The sequence below is a fragment of the Cellvibrio zantedeschiae genome (assembly GCF_014652535.1).
Taxonomy (GTDB): Bacteria; Pseudomonadota; Gammaproteobacteria; order Pseudomonadales; family Cellvibrionaceae; genus Cellvibrio; species Cellvibrio zantedeschiae.
On sequence record NZ_BMYZ01000002.1, the window covers coordinates 573,380 to 590,534 of the forward strand.

Genomic DNA, 17,155 nt, shown 5'->3' on the forward strand with positions numbered 1-17,155 from the left:
TTACAATAAAGAACTTGCACATAACTCATAGCATTGGCGTCGGGTTGTAATAATGGCGGCCGCTTTTAATCGTAAGAATGTATTCAACCAATTGTTTGAAATGCTCACGGTTTTGCGCAAGGTTTAAATCTTTTGCATTAACGATTAGCAATGGCGCGCCGTCGTAGTAATGAAAAAATTCCGTATAGGCATCATTGAGCGCTTTCAGGTAGTCGGTGCTGATGTATTGCTCGCTGGAAATTCCGCGTTGGCGAATGCGATCTGAAAGTACATCCAGCGGCGCTTGCAAGTAAATCACTAAGTCAGGTCGTGGTGCATCGATTATGAGTTTTTCGTAAACCTGGCGATAGATGTTGAGTTCATCGTCGTCCAGGGTCACGCGCGCAAAAAGCTGGTCTTTTTCAATCAGGAAATCGGCAATGCGCACGGGTTCAAACATGTCACTCTGACGTAAGCTCTGCAATTGGTTCGCACGTTGAAATAGAAAGAATAATTGTGTGGGCAGCGCGGTAGATTTGGGATCTTTGTAAAAGCGTTCCAGAAATGGATTCTCTTCCGGTTGCTCAAGTAACATGTCGTAATTGAATAAATTGGCAATATTACGTGCGAGGGTAGTTTTGCCGACGCCTATACAGCCTTCTACAGCGATGTAACGCGGAAGACTGGTGTTGCTTAAATCCAATGATAAATCTTCAAACACAGGGTTCACAGCAAGCTCCTGAGGCGCATTGGGTGCGCTGGTTATTCTATTTGTGCCAGCCCGTCGCGTGGACACAGGGCGACAACTTCTTGCAGGCTTCTGCCATCGGGCAAGTGTAATGCCGGGGCAATATCGGCCAAAGGATAAAGCACAAAGCTGCGTTGGGTTAGATAAGGATGCGGCACCTTTAAACGCTCGCTATCGATACTTAAGTTGTCCAGCAGCAATATATCCAGGTCCAGGGTACGCGGGCCCCAGTGTTCGAGACGGACGCGCCTGTGGCTTTGCTCTATGGCTTGCAGTGCATCTAGCAGTGCAAGTGGCGTTAATTCGGTTTTCAGCAGGCCTACTGCGTTCACGTAATCGGGTTGTTCGCCCGGACCTATGGCAGTACTGCCATAGAGCGGTGAACGAGCCAGGAGTTCACACCCGGACAAGGCAGCGAGCTCCGCAAAAGCTTGTTCTACCTGCGCACGTGGATTGTCCAGATTACTGCCGAGACCAATATAAGCGAGCATGAAGATTATTCAGCGCTGGCCGCGCCTGCCGGTTTGCGTGGGCGACGGCGACGTGGACGGCTGGTGGTATTTTGTTTGCCGAGATCTTTCACCATTTGCTCGCGCTGTTCATCATCGGCACTTTGAAATGCGGTCCACCAGCTGCCCAAGCCATTAAGTTTTTCGCCAGCATCTTCACGCATCAACAGAAAATCGTAGGCCGCGCGGAAGCGTGGATGATCCAATAAGCGCAGCGCGCGCATACCCTGACGGCCGGGTAAACGAGCCTGCAAATCCCAAATCTCGCGCATGGGAATCAGGAAGCGCTTGGGAATAGACGTGCGCGCCAATTGACGGCTAATAACGTTTTGACAAGCTTCGAGATAAGCCGCTTGCGGAGGCATTTTACCTTCCAACAATTTTTGCTCATGTTGCAATGCTGGCCAGAGCAAGGCCGCGTAGATAAATGCGGGCGTTACGGTTTTCTCGGCACGGATGCGTTTATCGGTGTTGATCATGGAGCGTTCGATTAACGCGGCGCCCAACTCGTCACCTGCTTTAATGGCGGTGTCCGCACCGGGGAACAGTTGCTTCAGCAAATCGTATTCACGTAGCAAAGTGAAAGTCGCGGTTGCAGAACCGTTTAAGAACAACTTGAGCACTTCTTCAAACAGGCGGGCCTCGGGAACATTGTTAAGCAGGCTGCCCAATTCACGAATAGGTTTGGCTGTATTGGGTTCAATTTTAAAACCTAATTTAGCCGCAAAGCGGACGGCGCGCAGCATGCGTACCGGGTCTTCTTTATAGCGTGTCGCAGGGTCGCCAATGATACGCAGGGTGCGGTTCTTGATGTCTTCCAAACCGTTGCAGTAGTCGTGCACGGAAAAATCGCGGGTAGTGTAATAGAGCGCGTTTACGGTGAAATCGCGGCGCGCTGCATCTGTCTCAATAGTGCCGTAAACATTATCGCGCAGCAGCATGCCTTCTTCGGTTTTGGATTTGGCATGGGCAACGTCTTCGTGGTGCCCCCGGAAAGTCGTTACTTCAAACACTTCGCGCCCAAAACGTACGTGAACGATTTGGAAACGACGACCAATAATGCGAGCACTGCGGAATACACGTTTGATTTCTTCTGGCTTGGCATCAGTGGCAATATCAAAATCCTTAGGATGACCACCCAATAAAAGATCGCGTACACCACCACCTACCAGGTAGGCAGTAAAGCCCGCTTCCTCTAACTGCTTGATGATCTTGATCGCAGCCGGACTGATATTTTTGCGTGAAATATTGTGTTGATCGCGAGGAATTACCGTCAGGGAACCGCTTTTGGGTTCTACAGGTCGCGAAGAGAAAAGGTTGATCAAACGTTTCAGCATAATATCCATGCCACAAATGATTGTAGAGGCGCAAGCAAAGGCCGCGAGTTTAGCAGAAGCTGCTTTACAGAGGAAATCAAAGCCTTCAGTGGTTATCTAATGCCGACCTAGAGCGGTGGAGGAAATTCTGGATATGTTTTCAACCAATAAGTCGTTAAAGCCATGGATCCCCGTAAGCGGGGGCGCCTAGCTGAGGATGACGACCCCCTACTTGGCGAGTATTTAGCTGATGAAGGGGATTGGGTTAGCGACTAAACGGCAGTGGAGCTAATTTGAACCAGCTGTTAGGTTGCTGCTAGGGGATTAGATATCCGCAAATGAACAAAAATGCAGGAAAGCATTTTTGCACAGCCGGAGGCTGCCCGCAGGGTTTGCGCCATGGATGGCGCAAATGAAAACGGGAAAGCCATCACAGCTTTCCCGTCAGGAGGGCAGCACAACTGAGGTGCTCATATGGCAATAATGGGCGCTTCCGTACACAAATCCAAACTCGCTTGCTATCCCATCCTCTGCCTAATTGTCTTCCGCTTTATTGTAGTATCTTATTGCTTTTTTCTTCTAGCGCCGGTCTTGCTCAATCCACGTATCGTTATTTTTATGTTTCTGCTTATTATTGTTTTTTGTTGTTATTAAATATTTCAGTTTCTTATTGTTTCTTGTTGTTATTGTAAATTTTCAGTTTCTTATTATTTGTTGTTGTTATTGTCATTAAGGTTTTTTTTATTATTGTTTATTGTTTTTAGTGTCCGACATAGAGCACTTCCTATGCCAATAAAAAAAATACTATATATAACAGCGGGTTAAGTTTTTTCGCCTTGTTTTTATAACTTTTCGTTATTTCTATGGGTTACAAAATTCTGGATATTTGTTACCGCTCACTCATTATCGGTAACACTTCATGTGCGGTAACAGTTTCGTGCATGGGGGTAACGGACTGGCGGATTTTTCAACTGGAAGATTAAAAAATAAGCAAAAGGGTAACGTGCAAACCTTTTTCAGGTTTGAGTTTAAAAGGTTGAATAAGAAATATGATGTGATAGATCGAGGGAGATTGCTCTCCCTGTCTCTTATTTAGCGAGGCTTGATGCGCTATTTTTGGTGCGGGGGATGCCAAGGCGTTGACGGCGTTCCCACAGGCATTTGCGGCTTACTCCGAGTTTACGCGCCAGCTCGGTTTCGCTCATAGAGTCCTGATGTTCAATAACGAAGCGCTGAAAGTAGTCCTCTAAGGATAAGTCTTCACTGACTTCTTTGGTTGGGCGTGCTGCATTACCGCCGAGCGTACGCGCTTGGCCAAACAGCATGTTACCGTCGCTGATAGCGGCCTCCTGAACCGGTGCATCACCATCTATAGAGAGCAGGTGAGAGCCGATTTCGCTACTGTCTTCACATAGGATGACGGCGCGTTGCATGGCGTTTTCCAACTCGCGTACGTTGCCCGGCCAAGAGTAAGCCATGATGGCTTCTACGGCGTCGGACGAGAGTCTAAGTTGGGATTTGCCAAACTGGCTGCAGTAACGCTGTAAAAGTGATTCTGCAATGTTAATGATGTCGCGACCGCGCTCACGCAGGGGCGGCAGGGTCAATTGGACAACATTGATACGGAAATATAAGTCTTCGCGGAATTTGCCTTCTTTAGCGAGTTTGCGCAAGTCGCGGTGAGTTGCAGCAACCAGGCGTACATCCACCTTGCGCGATTCAACCGAGCCCAAAGGGCGAACTTCACCTTCTTGCAGTACGCGCAGCAAACGGGCCTGGGCTTCCAGGGGTAATTCGCCGATTTCATCGAGGAACAAGGTTCCGCCATCTGCGGCAGCGACCAAGCCTTCACGGTTGCTCGCGGCGCCGGTAAACGCGCCTTTTTCGTGACCGAAAAGTTCAGATTCAATCAGGGTGTCTGGAATAGCAGCGCAGTTTACGGAGATCATTAAATGGTTGTTGCGCTGGCTTTCTTCATGAAGGGCGCGAGCAACTAATTCTTTACCGGTTCCGGTCTCACCGTGAATCAATACGGTGGCGGCGGTGGGGGCAACTTTGTGAATGCGGTTGTAAAGGTCTTGCATAACATCGCTGCTACCAATCATCCCCGCAATCGCTTTACTTGCGGTTAGGCCTTGAGCAGCAGCTTTGTTGGCGGCTTTTGCTTTACCGATAACGCGCTTAACTGCGGTGACCATCTCATCGTGGTCGAAAGGTTTGGCCACATAGTCAACCGCTCCCATGCGCATGGAATCTACTGCCGAGCGCAAGCTGGCGTAGCTGGTCATGATCAATACGGGAGTTTCACCGGCGAGTTTAATGAGGTCTGTTCCGGGTGCGCCGGGCAGTCGCAAGTCGCTGATGATTAAGTCAAAATCCTTGAGATTAAATTTGCTGGTCGCCTCCTTTACCGAGGGCGCTTCACTTACCTCATACTGATTGCGCTCTAAAAGCTTGCGCAACGCATTGCGAATGATGTTCTCATCTTCAACAATTAGAATCTTGCTCATAGCGATCGACTTGCCTAAACAGTTATCAGTACACTCAGGTTGGCTAGGGTCCGGAAGGAACCTTTGCTAACCCAAAAACGTAATTGGTAATCCTACCTTAAATATCCACTAAAGAATCAACATGTCGCGGTAATTTCACAATGAATTGTGCTCCGCGATTTCGCACCGTATCCACGGGGCTGACAATATCCAGCAAGCCGCCATGATCTTCCACGATGCTATATACCATAGCGAGGCCGAGGCCTGTGCCTTCGCCGGGTTCCTTGGTGGTGAAAAAGGGTTCCAGAATTCGGTCTTGAATGTCGGGTGGAATGCCGCTGCCTTCATCGGTAACCGTAATGTCGATGGAGTATTCATCTTCATTGCTGGCGAGAAGTACACGGCCATTTTCAGGGCTGGCGTCGCGCGCATTGGAAAGCAGGTTAATGAATACCTGAATCATACGCTGCGTATCGCCGGCGACAATAGCTGTGGCTGCAATTTCGTTAATAAATTCCACTTGTTGTTTATCTTTTTGCAAGGATAAAAGGCTAATTGCCTCGTTCGCGCAATCGCGCAAAATAACTGCCTGGAACTCGCTTTTTGCGGTGTGGCCGGTATGCGAGAAACCCACTAGCGACTGCACAATACGTGTCACACGATCTGTTTGGCTGAGAATTTGATCTGCTGTTTCCAGTACTTCCGGGTTGTCAGAATCGTAGCGTAAGTTCTGTGCCAGACAAGCTATGCCGGTAATAGGATTGCCAATCTCATGGGCCACGCCTGCGGCAAGGCGACCTACAGACGCCAGGCGCTCACTGTGTACCAACTCCTGCTCCAATAACTGGGTTTCGGTCACGTCTTCCAGCATCATCACCTGATCATAAACACCTTCAGTAATGGGGCCTTCAATGGTGGCTTTGTGTAAGCTTATCCAGTGTGGTCGGCCTTCAAGCTCAATCTCGCGGCGGTAGTAATGCATTTCGCGGCTTTTACTGAAATCGGTCAGTAGGCTGCGCCAAGGTTCAGCTATGTCTTCAAGGTACGAACCCGTAACCTCATCGCTGGGAGTGTGGGTCAATTGGGCCATGGCGTGGTTCCACATAAGGATCTCGGTATCTGGCCCCAAGGAACACACCGCCATAGGCAGCTCTTGCAAGGTTTTACGATGGTAAAGGCGGAGGTTATTCAACTCAGCCGCCATACCGGTCAGATGGTTCTGATATTGGGCCAAACGGTTTTCAATCAAGTTAATGTCTAATGTTTCGCGTTCATCGGCCACTTTAAAGGGCAGGTGGTTATCCATAATTTCACTGGCGACATGGATTCCCATAAGCGCTGATAAGTTACCTTCCAGCTGGTCGCGCAGGCGGCGCAGGGCGTAGGGACGGCGTTCGTTAATACGCAGGTCCAATTGGATAAGTGCATTATCTACTTCGCGGCTGGCGATTACTTTGCCGAGCGGTTTGGCGAGGCGCTCTTTAAATTCTGCTGCTGAGTGGACATCCAAAGCCTGGCGCACTGGATGACTCAGTTCATCAGCGGCACAGAGATCGGCACTGTAATGCTCTTCTTCAGATTGTTCGGTGACCAGCGATACCCCAATAAAAATCGCCGTATTCAGGCCCAGAGAGAAAAGCGTAATACTGTTCCAGTACTCGTTGCCTACTGGAATATACAGTTCTGAAAACGGAATATGTAAAACCTTAATGCCCGTGAAAACTGGCAACAACAATCCCAGGAACCAGATGATGGTTCCTACCGACAGGCCAGCCAGCATGCCGCGACGATTGCCGGGGCTCCAGAAAATAATGGCGAAGATGCCGGGCAGGAACTGTAAGGTTTCGATAAAAGCGGCAAAAGCCAAATCCGTCAGGCTGTAACGGTTATTCAAAATCCAATAAAACAAATAACCGCCAAGGAAGATGGTGGCGATCAGAATGCGGCGCAACCAGATCAATTGGCTGTAAAGGTCGTTGCGGGCGGCGAGGCGCAAGCTGGGTAATAGCCAGTGGTTCATCACCATAGTCGCCAACGCGAGGGTAATGATAATCATGGCTCCGGTCGCTGCTGATAAACCGCCGATAAAGGCGAAAATCGTGAGCGAAGGAGAGTTAAATAAAATGGGCACGCCTAGCGTGAAATATTGTGGATCAAGCGGTACAGCCAATTCCGAACCTGCCCACAGGATTGGGAATATCGGCAACGCCATAAACAGAAGGAATAGTGGAAATGCCCAGGTAACCGTGCGCGAGTTGCGCATTAAGGGATTTTCTGCCAAACCGAGATGGAAAATGTGGGGCATGGTGACAGCAGTGGCAACGAACACAAGTAAGAGCGTATGCGAAGAGCCATCTTGAATCGGTGTATGCAAAAGCGCGAGGTTTTCCGGGTGATCGGCTAGCCATTCATTCAGGCCATCAAGGCCATTAAAAACGCCGAACACTGCAACTAGGCCCACGGCAAACATAGCGCAAACTTTTAACAAACTCTCGAAGGCCATTGCAGTGATAAGGCCGCGGTGTTGGTCGCGGTTGGAGCCAAATAAAATGGTGAATAGTGCGAGAATGGCGCAGTAGCAAAGCGCCATAACATCTTTAAACGTAAGGCCATTATCTGCAACGGTTAGCGATGGGATGCCGCTGCCGCTGACTACCAAAATATGCATGGTGTCGGCGATTGCCTGAATTTGGAGTGCCATCAACGGCATGATGCCGAGCAGCATGCACAGCGTCGTCAAAGCACCAACGGCATTACTGTGGTAACGAAATACCAGTAAGTCAGCCAGTGAATGCACTTGATGGCGACGGGCCAGTTCTGCCAGTGGTGCCAATGCAACCGGCGCGAAGAGAAATAAGGCTCCCGTTCCCAAATAATAAGCCAGAGCGCCATAGCCGAACTGGAATGCTAAATCCACCACACCGTAAAACGCCCAGGCGCTGGCAAAGATCCCGAGCGAGAAAATATAGGTTACCGGGTGATTGGTAATGCGTTCGGGCACCCACCCGCGCTCGGTAATGTAAGCAATCCCGAACAGTAAAAGCAGGTAACTGATGCCGATAATGGCGACTTGGAGAAAGTCAAAAGTCATAAGTCTGGTTCTATTATTTTTGTTCTTTGAGATCAATCAAAATGGTGCGGTTTCTTGCGGCGCCATTGAAAAAGGAAAGTCACGAATACCAAGCCCATCCAAAAAAGATAGGGTCGATACCACACCCCACTGGGGCTAATAATCCAGGTGAATAACGACGGCGAAAACAAATACGCAATCAGCAACAGCAAAATGATGAGACGTTGATGGTTCATGGTCGGTTCGTTGTTTAGGTTTATGGAGCTAACTTTTGTTGGGCTAACTATAGCGCTTTTAGGATTTATTCGTCGCTATTTCTAATGCTGGGGGCTAGCGGTGAGTAGATTGCACTCAACCCTTTAATGGCTGGTAATTGCCAGTTATTTTTTCCCCAGCTCAACAATTCTTTAGATGTTGCGCCGTAAAGTTCCTGCGGTGGTTTTTGCCCCAAAAACGCAAGAGCTAGCCAAAGATTGGTTCCTGCATCTTTTAATTCCAATGCAGGAGCAAGGTTTTGCTTGCTGAGTTTTTGGCCGTTGGATTGGCTGGCGAGGGTGACGTGGCCAAACTTGGGAACGGGCGCGCTTAATAATTGGAACAGGAAAATCTGGCGGGCGGTGACGTCCAGTAAATCACTGCCGCGAATGATATGGGTGATGCCTTGCTCGATATCATCGACAACTACGGCGAGTTGGTAGGCATAAAGGCCGTCTTTGCGTTTCAGTATTTGGTCGCCTGCTTGGGTGCGCAGGTTTTGAGTTTGTTCGCCCTGGATTAAATCGGTAAAGCGCAGTTCATCGCTTTGAAAGAATCCTGTAGGCAAATCATAGAGCTTCAAACGTTGGGCATGAGGCTGATTGATATCTGGGTGCCGCGAACGGCATCGGCCATTATAGATTCCGCCCATGGCCTGCAAATCCTGACGGGTACAGTCGCAAGGGTAGAGCAGATTTTGTTGGCGAAGTCTGCTGAGGTACGCCTCATACAGATCCCAGCGTTGGCTTTGGTAAATTACGGAGTCATCCCACCCCAATCCATAGTCTTCCAGACAGCGCAAAATGGCATCGGCTGCGCCAGCTTGTTCGCGTGGCGGGTCCAGGTCTTCCATGCGCACCAGCCATTTACCGCCATTATGGTGAGCATCCAAATAGCTGGCGAGGGCGCTAACGAGCGAGCCGAAATGTAAAGGGCCGGTAGGCGAGGGGGCGAAGCGGCCGATATAGCCGGATTGGGTTGAGGATTCGCTCATACAAAAACGGCGAGGTTTCCCTCGCCGCCTGATGTGTTACTAAAACCTGCGGGCTTAGCCGCCGATTTGCTTTTCTTTGATTTCTGCAAGGGTTTTGCAGTCAACGCAGAGAGTTGCAGTTGGGCGCGCTTCAAGGCGACGAATCCCAATCTCAACACCGCAAGCATTGCAGTAGCCGTAGTCATCGTTCTCAATCAACTCTAAAGTGCTGTCGATTTTCTTGATGAGTTTGCGCTCGCGGTCGCGGGTGCGCAGTTCCAGGCTGAATTCTTCTTCCTGGCTGGCGCGGTCGGCTGGATCAGGGAAGTTCGCGGCCTCATCCTTCATATGAGTCACAGTGCGATCCACCTCTTCCATCAACTCAGACCGCCAGTTCAACAGCAAACCGCGAAAGTGCAGTTTCTGGTCGTCATTCATATATTCTTCGCCTTTTTTCTCCACGTAAGGAGTAAATGGACGCAAAGCAAAGGTTTCAGTTGAAGGAGTTTTTTTCGCCATATCGTTAGCGCCTCGTAGAGCTAGTTATCTCGTTCTTGAAAAACCGGCAAGCGGCGGGCCTGCGCGGGATACGGCTGCATCGTGCAACCACAGAGAATTTGAAGGGGAGGCAAGCTACCAGATAATAAAACAGGGTGCCAGCGATTTTTTAACCCTCATTATACTAGCTGTTCCAAGGGTACAAATTTCACCCACCTTTGTAAATTTGGGTGAATTAATAGTGTCGAGATTTTTCACAACATGTATATGTTGCGAAAACTGGATAAATAATTAACTTATTGAAAAATATTAATAATTTAAAGTTGGTTTGGTTTGTGCTTTGGGAGGCTCCAGTAATGTTAAGGATACATTACCTTATTTAATGGCTCTCAATACTAGGAGATGATTATGAAAAACAAGGCATTAGTAATTGGATTGACTTTTTTGGCTGCTAGCAGTGCTCAAGCTGGTTTATTTGCTAACGGTGGTTTTGAATCAGGTAATCTGTCAGGTTGGTCGCAAGGCGGCGGATCGAATTATGATACCAACGTTGTTAAGCCTGCTATATCGACATACAACGGTGGGGTGTCTAATAATACCGTTGTCGGCGTTGGTACAGATGCAATTACAGGTGCTAGCACTGTGTATTCAGGCAACTATGCAGTACGTGTTAACGATGATTACAACAATCGTTCGCTATCTACAATTTACCAAAGTGTAAATAATTACACCGACAATAATATATTCTTTGCATGGAACGCTGTGCTTGAAGATTCTCATTTCACGTACGATTCCGATTATTTTTCTTTGCAGCTCGTTGATAACACTACCAACACAATTCTAGTTAATAGATCTTATAGTTCAGCAGGTTCAATCGGTGCTGGTACTTCAGGTGTAACTTGGAGCCAGTTTGGCAGCTGGTTCTCAAGCGGGTGGGTAGTAGAAAATATTGATTTGGTTGCGTTGAACGCGGTAGGTCACGATTTTACTTTGGCATTATTGGCTGCTGATTGTCCTTACAATGGTCATGCTGGTTACGCATACCTTGATGGTTTTGGCGCTAAACCACCGGTACGTAGCGTTCCAGAACCTTCAAGCTTGTTGATGCTGGGTCTTGGTTTGTTAGGTTTGGTTGGTATTCGCAAAAAAGTAGCTGCTAAATAATCTACTGTTTTAGACGCAGTTTTAAAACCCCTGTTATGTATCCATAATGGGGGTTTTTATTTTAATAGACTTTGATTATGGATTTACTTTTATATCCTGCAACACTTGTTTTGCGTTACAAAAGATTTTTGGCAGACGTTATTTTAGCCGATGGTGAAGCTATCACTGTGCATTGCCCGAACACCGGCTCCATGAAAAATTGTATTCAGCCTATGAGTCCATGCTGGTATTCCACATCGGCTAGTGCTGCGCGCAAGTATCCTCATACATTGGAAATTGTGACTACGCCTGATGGCGACTTGGCGGGAATTAATACCGCGCGTTCAAATGGTTTGGTGGCGGCTGCAATTTGTTCTGGTGTAATTGCTGAGTTGCAAGGTTATTCCGACATTCGTCGTGAAGTAGTGTATGGCAATGAAAAATCGCGAATTGATTTTTTGTTAACGCACGAAAACAAAAAATGTTATGTCGAAGTTAAAAATGTCACCTTGATGGAAGCAAAAGGCCATGGTTTATTTCCGGATGCTGTTAGCGAGCGAGGTACTAAACATTTGCGTGAATTGATGCAAATGGTTCGCGAAGGTCATCGCGCGGTTTTACTTTATTGCGTGCAACATACGGGTATTGAATGGGTTGAGCCTGCAGATGCGATTGATCCGCTTTATGGAAAAACCTTGCGTGAAGCGATTGCGGCGGGCGTTGAGGTTATTGCTTATAGAGCGGAGATAGAACCTGAGAAAAATAAAATTGTATTAGCGAAAAAATTGGCAGTGAAAATTTAAAGAGTTAAGTCCCCTCGGCAACTGCTCCTGCGTTGCTCTACCTCCTGTATCTATACAGTCGCCCCTGTCTCCCCCCCTTGAAAAGGGGGAGAGCTAACTGCACTCTGTAGCAAGTAGGGTGAGGGCTATGTTTTTAAAATCACGCCGCCGCTTGCAAAATCTTACGTGTAACTTCTGCCGTAATATCCGCTTTTTCCCCCAACGGGTTTGGATTGTGGCGAATCACATTATCAACCAATGCTGGAATTGAGCTGCCATCCAAACCGTAACCTTTGAAGGATGTAGGTACGCCCATTTCTTCGAAGAAGTTTTTAGTAGCTGCGATTGCTGCATCAATTAATTCATCTTCATTTGCATTATTTAAATTCCACACACGCTTGCCGTATTGAATTAATTTGCCGCGTTTTTGTTCGCGCTGTTGATTCATTACCGATGGCAGAACAATCGCTAAGGTTTGCGCGTGATCTAAAGCGTGCATAGCGGTGAGTTCGTGGCCGATCATGTGTGTTGCCCAATCTTGCGGAACACCGACACCAATTAAGCCATTCAGTGCCATGGTTGCCGCCCACATAACGTTGGCGCGAATGGCGTAATCGTTTGGGCTCGCCAAAACTTTTGGGCCTTCTTCAATCAAGGTCAACAGCAGGCCTTCCGCAAAACGATCTTGCACTTTTGCATTCACGGGATAAGTTAAATATTGCTCCATGATATGTACGAAGGCATCCACAACCCCGTTTGAAATTTGGCGAGGTGGTAGTGAATAAGTTGTAGTTGGATCAAGAATCGCAAACTGTGGATAGACGAGCGGGCTGCCGAACGAAAGTTTTTCTTGTGTCGCTGCTTTGGTTACAACCGAGTTGCCATTACTTTCAGTTCCGGTTGCGGGCAACGTCAACACGCATCCGATTGGTAATGCGCTGGTAAAGGGCGCGTGCTTTTCCAAAATATCCCACGGCTCGCCATCAAAGTTAACACCGGCAGCAATGAGTTTAGTGGCATCCACTACACTACCGCCGCCTACCGCTAATAAATAATCGAGATTTTTTTCTTTAATCAATGCGATGGCTTTTTCGCAAGTTTCATAATGTGGGTTGGGTTCAATGCCAGAGAATTCAAAAAAAGTTTTACCTTCCAGCGCTTTAATCACCTGATCGTAAACACCGTTCTTTTTAATGGAGCCGCCGCCGTAAGTTAATAAAATGCGTGCGTTAGCTGGAATTAAATCAGCGATGGCGCTGATTTGACCTTCGCCGAACACAATTTTAGTTGGGTTGTGAAAGCTGAAATTGTTCATGATGAAATCCTGTTGTCGAATAAAGTGTAAAATTTAAAACAACTGCATAGGTAATGTGAGCGAATTTACGGATGTTTACCAAGGCTTTGGGTTCTGCGATGAGTCATATTTTTATGAACCTTGTCGTGCTGGAGAATCTGGTTTAGATAATAATTTCAAATCGCTAGGTAGATAGCATCATTTTCAACATTAAATCTGATGGCTTTTAATTTCTGTCCGCTGCAAGGGCCTGCTACGCAAGCACCATTTTCAATGACAAACAATGCGCCGTGGTTAGCACATTGAATCATGGTGCAGCTGGAATCGAGAAATTGATCTTCAACCCATTCCAACGCGATCCCTATGTGCGGGCAAGAATTTTTGTAAATATAAATTTGATTCTGCTTTTTAACAGCGAAGTATTTTTCGCCGTTGCATTCAAAACCTTTACTGCCATTTTCGGGAATGTCAGTTGTAAGTAAGTCAGTTACTTGCATGTAAACTCTGGTTCCCGAAATTATTTTGGTGGAGCTGCTAATGTGAGCGTACGTTTGATGACTTGGCCATCGCGTACTAGCTGAATCTCCACCTGATCACCGGGTTTATGAGTTTCCAGGATGCTCATGTAGGCATCGTTGTTGGGCGTAAGTTTTCCATCAATAGCCACCACCACGTCGCCTAATACCAATTGTCCCCAATTATTACGCGATACGCCGCGCAGGCCGGCCTGTTGTGCGGGTGAATTGTTGAATACACGTAAAATTGGCAAACCTTCAATTCCGCTCTGCAAAGCCCATTGTTCTGGTGCTGATTCAAAACCCATAACGGGGCGAATGATTCGGCCGTTTTTAATAAGTTGGGGAACCACATCTTTAACTGTGTTGACGGGAATGGCGAAGCCAATACCGGCGCTTGCGCCGCTTGGGCTATAGATCATGGTGTTAACACCAATCAATTGACCCTGTGAGTTGAGCAACGGGCCGCCGGAGTTGCCGGGGTTGATGGCGGCATCGGTTTGAATGACGTTAGCGATTTTACGTTGATTGGGCGATTCGATTTCACGACCTAGCGCGCTGACAACACCGGTGGTGAGTGTTGCGTCCAATCCAAAAGGGTTGCCTATGGCGAGAACTTTACGGCCTACAGTGAGCTGGCTGGAATCGCCTAAATTGAGCGCAATCAGTTTTTCGTTAGGTGCAGTAATTTTCAGTACTGCCAAATCCCGCTCAGGTGCGAGGCCGACGACTTTTGCGGGCCAGGTACTTTGGTCCTGCAGGGTGATCATCACTTTATTTGCACCTTCTACTACGTGGTAGTTAGTGACTATGTAACCGTCTTTGCTCCACACAAAACCTGTGCCTGAACCGGCCGGTACACTCATGATGTCCCATGAGCGTGGGTCGCGTGCGAGTTGTTCATTGGTAACAAAAACTACACTGGGGCGAGCATGCTCGAAAATTTGCATGCTGTTACGTTCATCGTCAGTCGCAAACTCTGGAGCGGCGGCCTCTGCCAGCGCCACTGTCATTCCCAAGGCCAACCCCGAGAGGCGGCTCAACCAAGTCTTGCTCATGGATTACTCCTTAACATGTTGGGTTTTGTTTGCATGGAAGATTCTGGAGATTAAGCAAATCATTTCTAAAAATCAGTTTCGCTTTTAGCGTCGTGTGTGCTGATTTATGGGCAAGCGCGTCTATTTCAAGAGCGACTTTTAATTCATCTTTTGGGCAAAAAGATCCGGCGAAACTTTTATTGGCTTCAAAAAAAACGCCGCTGTTTAGTAGCGGCGTTTCAGGTTTATGTGAGTCGATTAAGACAAGCTTTGACGCAATGAGTCAGGATTGTTGTGGCCATTACGCAACGCCTGAATGCGCTCTTCCAAGGGCGGATGGCTTGCAAACAAACGGCCCATGCCACCAGCAATACCAAAGGCTTGCATGCTGGCAGGCATTGAGGTCTGGCCGCTTTCCAGTTGCAGGCGTTGCAACGCACGGATCATAGCGTTGCGATCAGCCAAATGTGCACCGGCTTCATCAGCGCGGTATTCGCGGTAACGTGAGAAGGCGGCAACGATCATCGAAGCGAGTATGCCGAAAATAATTTCTGCTACGAATGATCCAACGTAATAGCCGATGCCTGGACCGCTACTTTCGTTATCACGGCCTCCTTGTAAGGCTTTATCGATAGCAAATCCCACGATGCGTGCAAAGAACATTACGAAGGTATTCACAATGCCTTGGATCAAGCTCAAGGTAACCATATCACCGTTGGCAACGTGGCCAATTTCGTGAGCGAGAACAGCGCGGACTTCGTCGCGCTCAAAACGTTGTAGCAAGCCAAGGCTAACGGCAACTAATGCATCGTTGCGGTTCCAACCAGTCGCAAACGCGTTTGACTCTTCCGCTGGGAACACACCGACTTCCGGCATTTTAATCCCCGCTTTTTGGGCGAGCTCTGCAACTGTATCGACCAACCAGCGCTCGTCAGCATTGCGTGGATTTTCAATTAGCTCAACGCCCATGGAGCGTTTTGCCATCCACTTGGAAATAAACAGGGAGATAAACGAGCCGGTAAAACCGAACACGGCACAGAAAATAAACAGGCTTTGCAGGTTCAATTGGCCGTGGCTAATGAATTTGCCCACACCCAATAGGTTAATAACAACACCTGCAACAATCATGATTGCCAGGTTAGTTAACAGAAATAAGCCTATACGTAACACGATGAATCTCCTCAAATGAAATAGGTGGATTGCTCCCGGCATTAAAGCGCCGGGACAATCTACCACCTATATAGGTTCATTTGGATGAAATTCAATGTGCCAGCGTCGGTAAATAATCCAGAGAATTACCGTTGCCAGCTAGCAGGAATTGCCTTGGAGATTATTGCTTTGCCAATAGCTGGTTGTTGAGCTGATTAATTTTGGAAGCCATTTCCTCAATCAAGCCAAGACAAATTTGGGGTTGATGATCGATTAAATCAACAAACTCTTCTTTTCTTACGGCCAGCACTGTGCAATCGCTGGTGGCAATCACGGAGGCTATACGCGGCTGGCGAGTAAATACGGCGAGCGCGCCAAAGATTTCATTGGTGTTGACTTCGCCAACCTTGACTCCATCGCAAATTGCATCTGCGCTGCCATCTAATAAGGTGTAAACCTTATCGGCCTCGTCGCCTTGCTGGATGATGATTTCGCCTTTATGGAAATGGATAAAACCTGCCTGTGGCTGGAATTCCGCACGAATCTCTTGCGCCAAAGCCTGTTGGTAAAAGGCTATGTTACACACGAGATAGTGGGCCCAGTTCTTCTGCAATTTAAGGTCTGAGTTGACGTGAGCAATAAGTTCGTCGCGCTCGTAAGGCACGAGTTGCACAGTTTCAATACAGCTGAAAACACCTTCGTTTAGATTGAGTGAGCGAGTAAGGCCAATCAAATCTCCTTCTTCCAGAATCGCGACCAATTTACCGCGCACTCGATAATAAACCTGGCCTTCGGTAATCAGCAGCAAACGGGTGTTGGGTTGATCAGCGAAAATATCGTTACTAACGCTAATTTCAATAGGGTTGGCTGCAGGCAAGAGGTTTTGTAGAAATAGCTCGGTCAAACTGCGGGATTTGATCGCAATATCAGAAATGGAATCGGATTGCTTGGTCGGTAAATGCATGGCACCCTCGGTAAACAGTACACAGATTATTTGCTAAGTGTAGCTGGTTACCAAGGAAAATCTGCGCACGATGGCGCAGACTTATAAATTTAAGCGAAGCTTGGCTAATTAAGCGAAAGCCTGTTGCTCGTCGTTGCGAAAGCCTTGCTCTGCCTCGGCGACCAACTGCAATTTCATTTCGGGGGCGAGATCATTCCAATGAACATTCAACAATGCGCCTTGCAAGGCGTAAAGCATGACTTTGGAAACATTGATGTCGCGTGCTTTGATGCGAAGGTAAGCTTCTACAGCGCCTATGCGGCGAAGATCAGCGTAAGTATTGATGCCAACAGCATGCAGAATGTTAACTGATGCCATACCGAGGTTTTTTAACTGGAGTAATTCACTGTGACTTGCAGTCATGAAGATCCCGCTCCGTACAATTAAGTTATGAT

Annotated in this window: 15 protein-coding genes; 2 read left to right on the forward strand and 13 right to left on the reverse strand. The window is 47.8% G+C overall.

Annotated elements, in window-relative coordinates; translation table 11 throughout:
* Nucleotides 1–25 precede the first annotated feature (25 nt).
* From IE104_RS13355 to dksA, 7 genes are all read right to left on the reverse strand, one after another.
* Nucleotides 26–709, reverse strand: a complete 684-nt coding sequence (locus IE104_RS13355; RefSeq protein WP_189419313.1) for a deoxynucleoside kinase — start codon at nucleotides 707–709, stop codon at nucleotides 26–28.
* A gap of 32 nt (nucleotides 710–741) precedes the next feature.
* The gene (folK, locus tag IE104_RS13360) at nucleotides 742–1,218 is read right to left on the reverse strand and encodes a 2-amino-4-hydroxy-6-hydroxymethyldihydropteridine diphosphokinase (RefSeq protein WP_189419329.1); all 477 of its coding nucleotides are present in this window, start codon (nucleotides 1,216–1,218) and stop codon (nucleotides 742–744) included.
* Nucleotides 1,219–1,223: 5 nt separating this feature from the next.
* Nucleotides 1,224–2,573, reverse strand: a complete 1,350-nt coding sequence (gene pcnB, locus IE104_RS13365; RefSeq protein ID WP_189419330.1) for a polynucleotide adenylyltransferase PcnB — start codon at nucleotides 2,571–2,573, stop codon at nucleotides 1,224–1,226.
* Nucleotides 2,574–3,640: 1,067 nt separating this feature from the next.
* Nucleotides 3,641–5,062 (reverse strand): sigma-54-dependent transcriptional regulator, encoded by a 1,422-nt coding sequence (locus IE104_RS13370; RefSeq protein WP_189419331.1) that lies wholly within the window; start codon nucleotides 5,060–5,062, stop codon nucleotides 3,641–3,643.
* A gap of 97 nt (nucleotides 5,063–5,159) precedes the next feature.
* Complete coding sequence (locus tag IE104_RS13375; protein WP_189419332.1) at nucleotides 5,160–8,132, reverse strand: ATP-binding protein; 2,973 nt, start codon at nucleotides 8,130–8,132, stop codon at nucleotides 5,160–5,162.
* Between the two features lie 280 nt (nucleotides 8,133–8,412).
* Entirely contained in the window at nucleotides 8,413–9,360 is a 948-nt protein-coding gene (gluQRS, locus tag IE104_RS13380; protein ID WP_189419334.1) for a tRNA glutamyl-Q(34) synthetase GluQRS, read from the reverse strand.
* Nucleotides 9,361–9,414: 54 nt separating this feature from the next.
* Complete coding sequence (dksA, locus tag IE104_RS13385) at nucleotides 9,415–9,858, reverse strand: RNA polymerase-binding protein DksA (RefSeq protein WP_189419335.1); 444 nt, start codon at nucleotides 9,856–9,858, stop codon at nucleotides 9,415–9,417.
* A gap of 387 nt (nucleotides 9,859–10,245) precedes the next feature.
* Here dksA and IE104_RS13390 point away from each other — a divergent pair, with 387 nt between their 5' ends.
* On the forward strand, nucleotides 10,246–11,001 hold the full coding sequence (locus IE104_RS13390; RefSeq protein ID WP_189419337.1) for a PEP-CTERM sorting domain-containing protein: 756 nt from the start codon (nucleotides 10,246–10,248) through the stop codon (nucleotides 10,999–11,001).
* A 77-nt stretch (nucleotides 11,002–11,078) separates the two neighbouring features.
* Entirely contained in the window at nucleotides 11,079–11,783 is a 705-nt protein-coding gene (gene sfsA, locus IE104_RS13395) for a DNA/RNA nuclease SfsA (protein WP_189419339.1), read from the forward strand.
* A 139-nt stretch (nucleotides 11,784–11,922) separates the two neighbouring features.
* On the opposite strand, the gene IE104_RS13400 is transcribed toward sfsA, so the two are convergent.
* The 6 genes from IE104_RS13400 to IE104_RS13425 all read right to left on the reverse strand — a co-directional run bounded on the left by IE104_RS13400 (nucleotide 11,923) and on the right by IE104_RS13425 (nucleotide 17,123).
* Nucleotides 11,923–13,077 carry an iron-containing alcohol dehydrogenase gene (locus tag IE104_RS13400; RefSeq protein ID WP_189419341.1) on the reverse strand — a complete coding sequence of 385 codons (1,155 nt, stop codon included), beginning with the start codon at nucleotides 13,075–13,077 and terminating at the stop codon, nucleotides 11,923–11,925.
* Nucleotides 13,078–13,232: 155 nt separating this feature from the next.
* Entirely contained in the window at nucleotides 13,233–13,553 is a 321-nt protein-coding gene (locus IE104_RS13405) for a Rieske (2Fe-2S) protein (protein WP_189419350.1), read from the reverse strand.
* A gap of 20 nt (nucleotides 13,554–13,573) precedes the next feature.
* Nucleotides 13,574–14,629, reverse strand: a complete 1,056-nt coding sequence (locus tag IE104_RS13410) for a S1C family serine protease (protein ID WP_189419352.1) — start codon at nucleotides 14,627–14,629, stop codon at nucleotides 13,574–13,576.
* 237 nt (nucleotides 14,630–14,866) lie between these two features.
* Complete coding sequence (htpX, locus tag IE104_RS13415; RefSeq protein ID WP_189419353.1) at nucleotides 14,867–15,778, reverse strand: protease HtpX; 912 nt, start codon at nucleotides 15,776–15,778, stop codon at nucleotides 14,867–14,869.
* Nucleotides 15,779–15,938: 160 nt separating this feature from the next.
* Entirely contained in the window at nucleotides 15,939–16,721 is a 783-nt protein-coding gene (locus IE104_RS13420) for a Crp/Fnr family transcriptional regulator (RefSeq protein WP_189419355.1), read from the reverse strand.
* Between the two features lie 108 nt (nucleotides 16,722–16,829).
* Nucleotides 16,830–17,123 carry a TfoX/Sxy family protein gene (locus tag IE104_RS13425; RefSeq protein ID WP_189419357.1) on the reverse strand — a complete coding sequence of 98 codons (294 nt, stop codon included), beginning with the start codon at nucleotides 17,121–17,123 and terminating at the stop codon, nucleotides 16,830–16,832.
* Nucleotides 17,124–17,155: the final 32 nt, after the last annotated feature.

Bases quoted from the DNA above. Each gene is read 5' to 3' on its own strand.
- folK (WP_189419329.1), bottom strand. From the start codon at position 1,218: ATGCTCGCTTATATTGGTCTCGGCAGTAATCTGGACAATCCACGTGCG.
- pcnB (WP_189419330.1), bottom strand. From the start codon at position 2,573: ATGCTGAAACGTTTGATCAACCTTTTCTCTTCGCGACCTGTAGAACCC.
- IE104_RS13370 (WP_189419331.1), bottom strand. From the start codon at position 5,062: ATGAGCAAGATTCTAATTGTTGAAGATGAGAACATCATTCGCAATGCG.
- IE104_RS13375 (WP_189419332.1), bottom strand. From the start codon at position 8,132: ATGACTTTTGACTTTCTCCAAGTCGCCATTATCGGCATCAGTTACCTG.
- gluQRS (WP_189419334.1), bottom strand. From the start codon at position 9,360: ATGAGCGAATCCTCAACCCAATCCGGCTATATCGGCCGCTTCGCCCCC.
- dksA (WP_189419335.1), bottom strand. From the start codon at position 9,858: ATGGCGAAAAAAACTCCTTCAACTGAAACCTTTGCTTTGCGTCCATTT.
- IE104_RS13390 (WP_189419337.1), top strand. From the start codon at position 10,246: ATGAAAAACAAGGCATTAGTAATTGGATTGACTTTTTTGGCTGCTAGC.
- sfsA (WP_189419339.1), top strand. From the start codon at position 11,079: ATGGATTTACTTTTATATCCTGCAACACTTGTTTTGCGTTACAAAAGA.
- IE104_RS13400 (WP_189419341.1), bottom strand. From the start codon at position 13,077: ATGAACAATTTCAGCTTTCACAACCCAACTAAAATTGTGTTCGGCGAA.
- IE104_RS13405 (WP_189419350.1), bottom strand. From the start codon at position 13,553: ATGCAAGTAACTGACTTACTTACAACTGACATTCCCGAAAATGGCAGT.
- IE104_RS13410 (WP_189419352.1), bottom strand. From the start codon at position 14,629: ATGAGCAAGACTTGGTTGAGCCGCCTCTCGGGGTTGGCCTTGGGAATG.
- IE104_RS13420 (WP_189419355.1), bottom strand. From the start codon at position 16,721: ATGCATTTACCGACCAAGCAATCCGATTCCATTTCTGATATTGCGATC.
- IE104_RS13425 (WP_189419357.1), bottom strand. From the start codon at position 17,123: ATGACTGCAAGTCACAGTGAATTACTCCAGTTAAAAAACCTCGGTATG.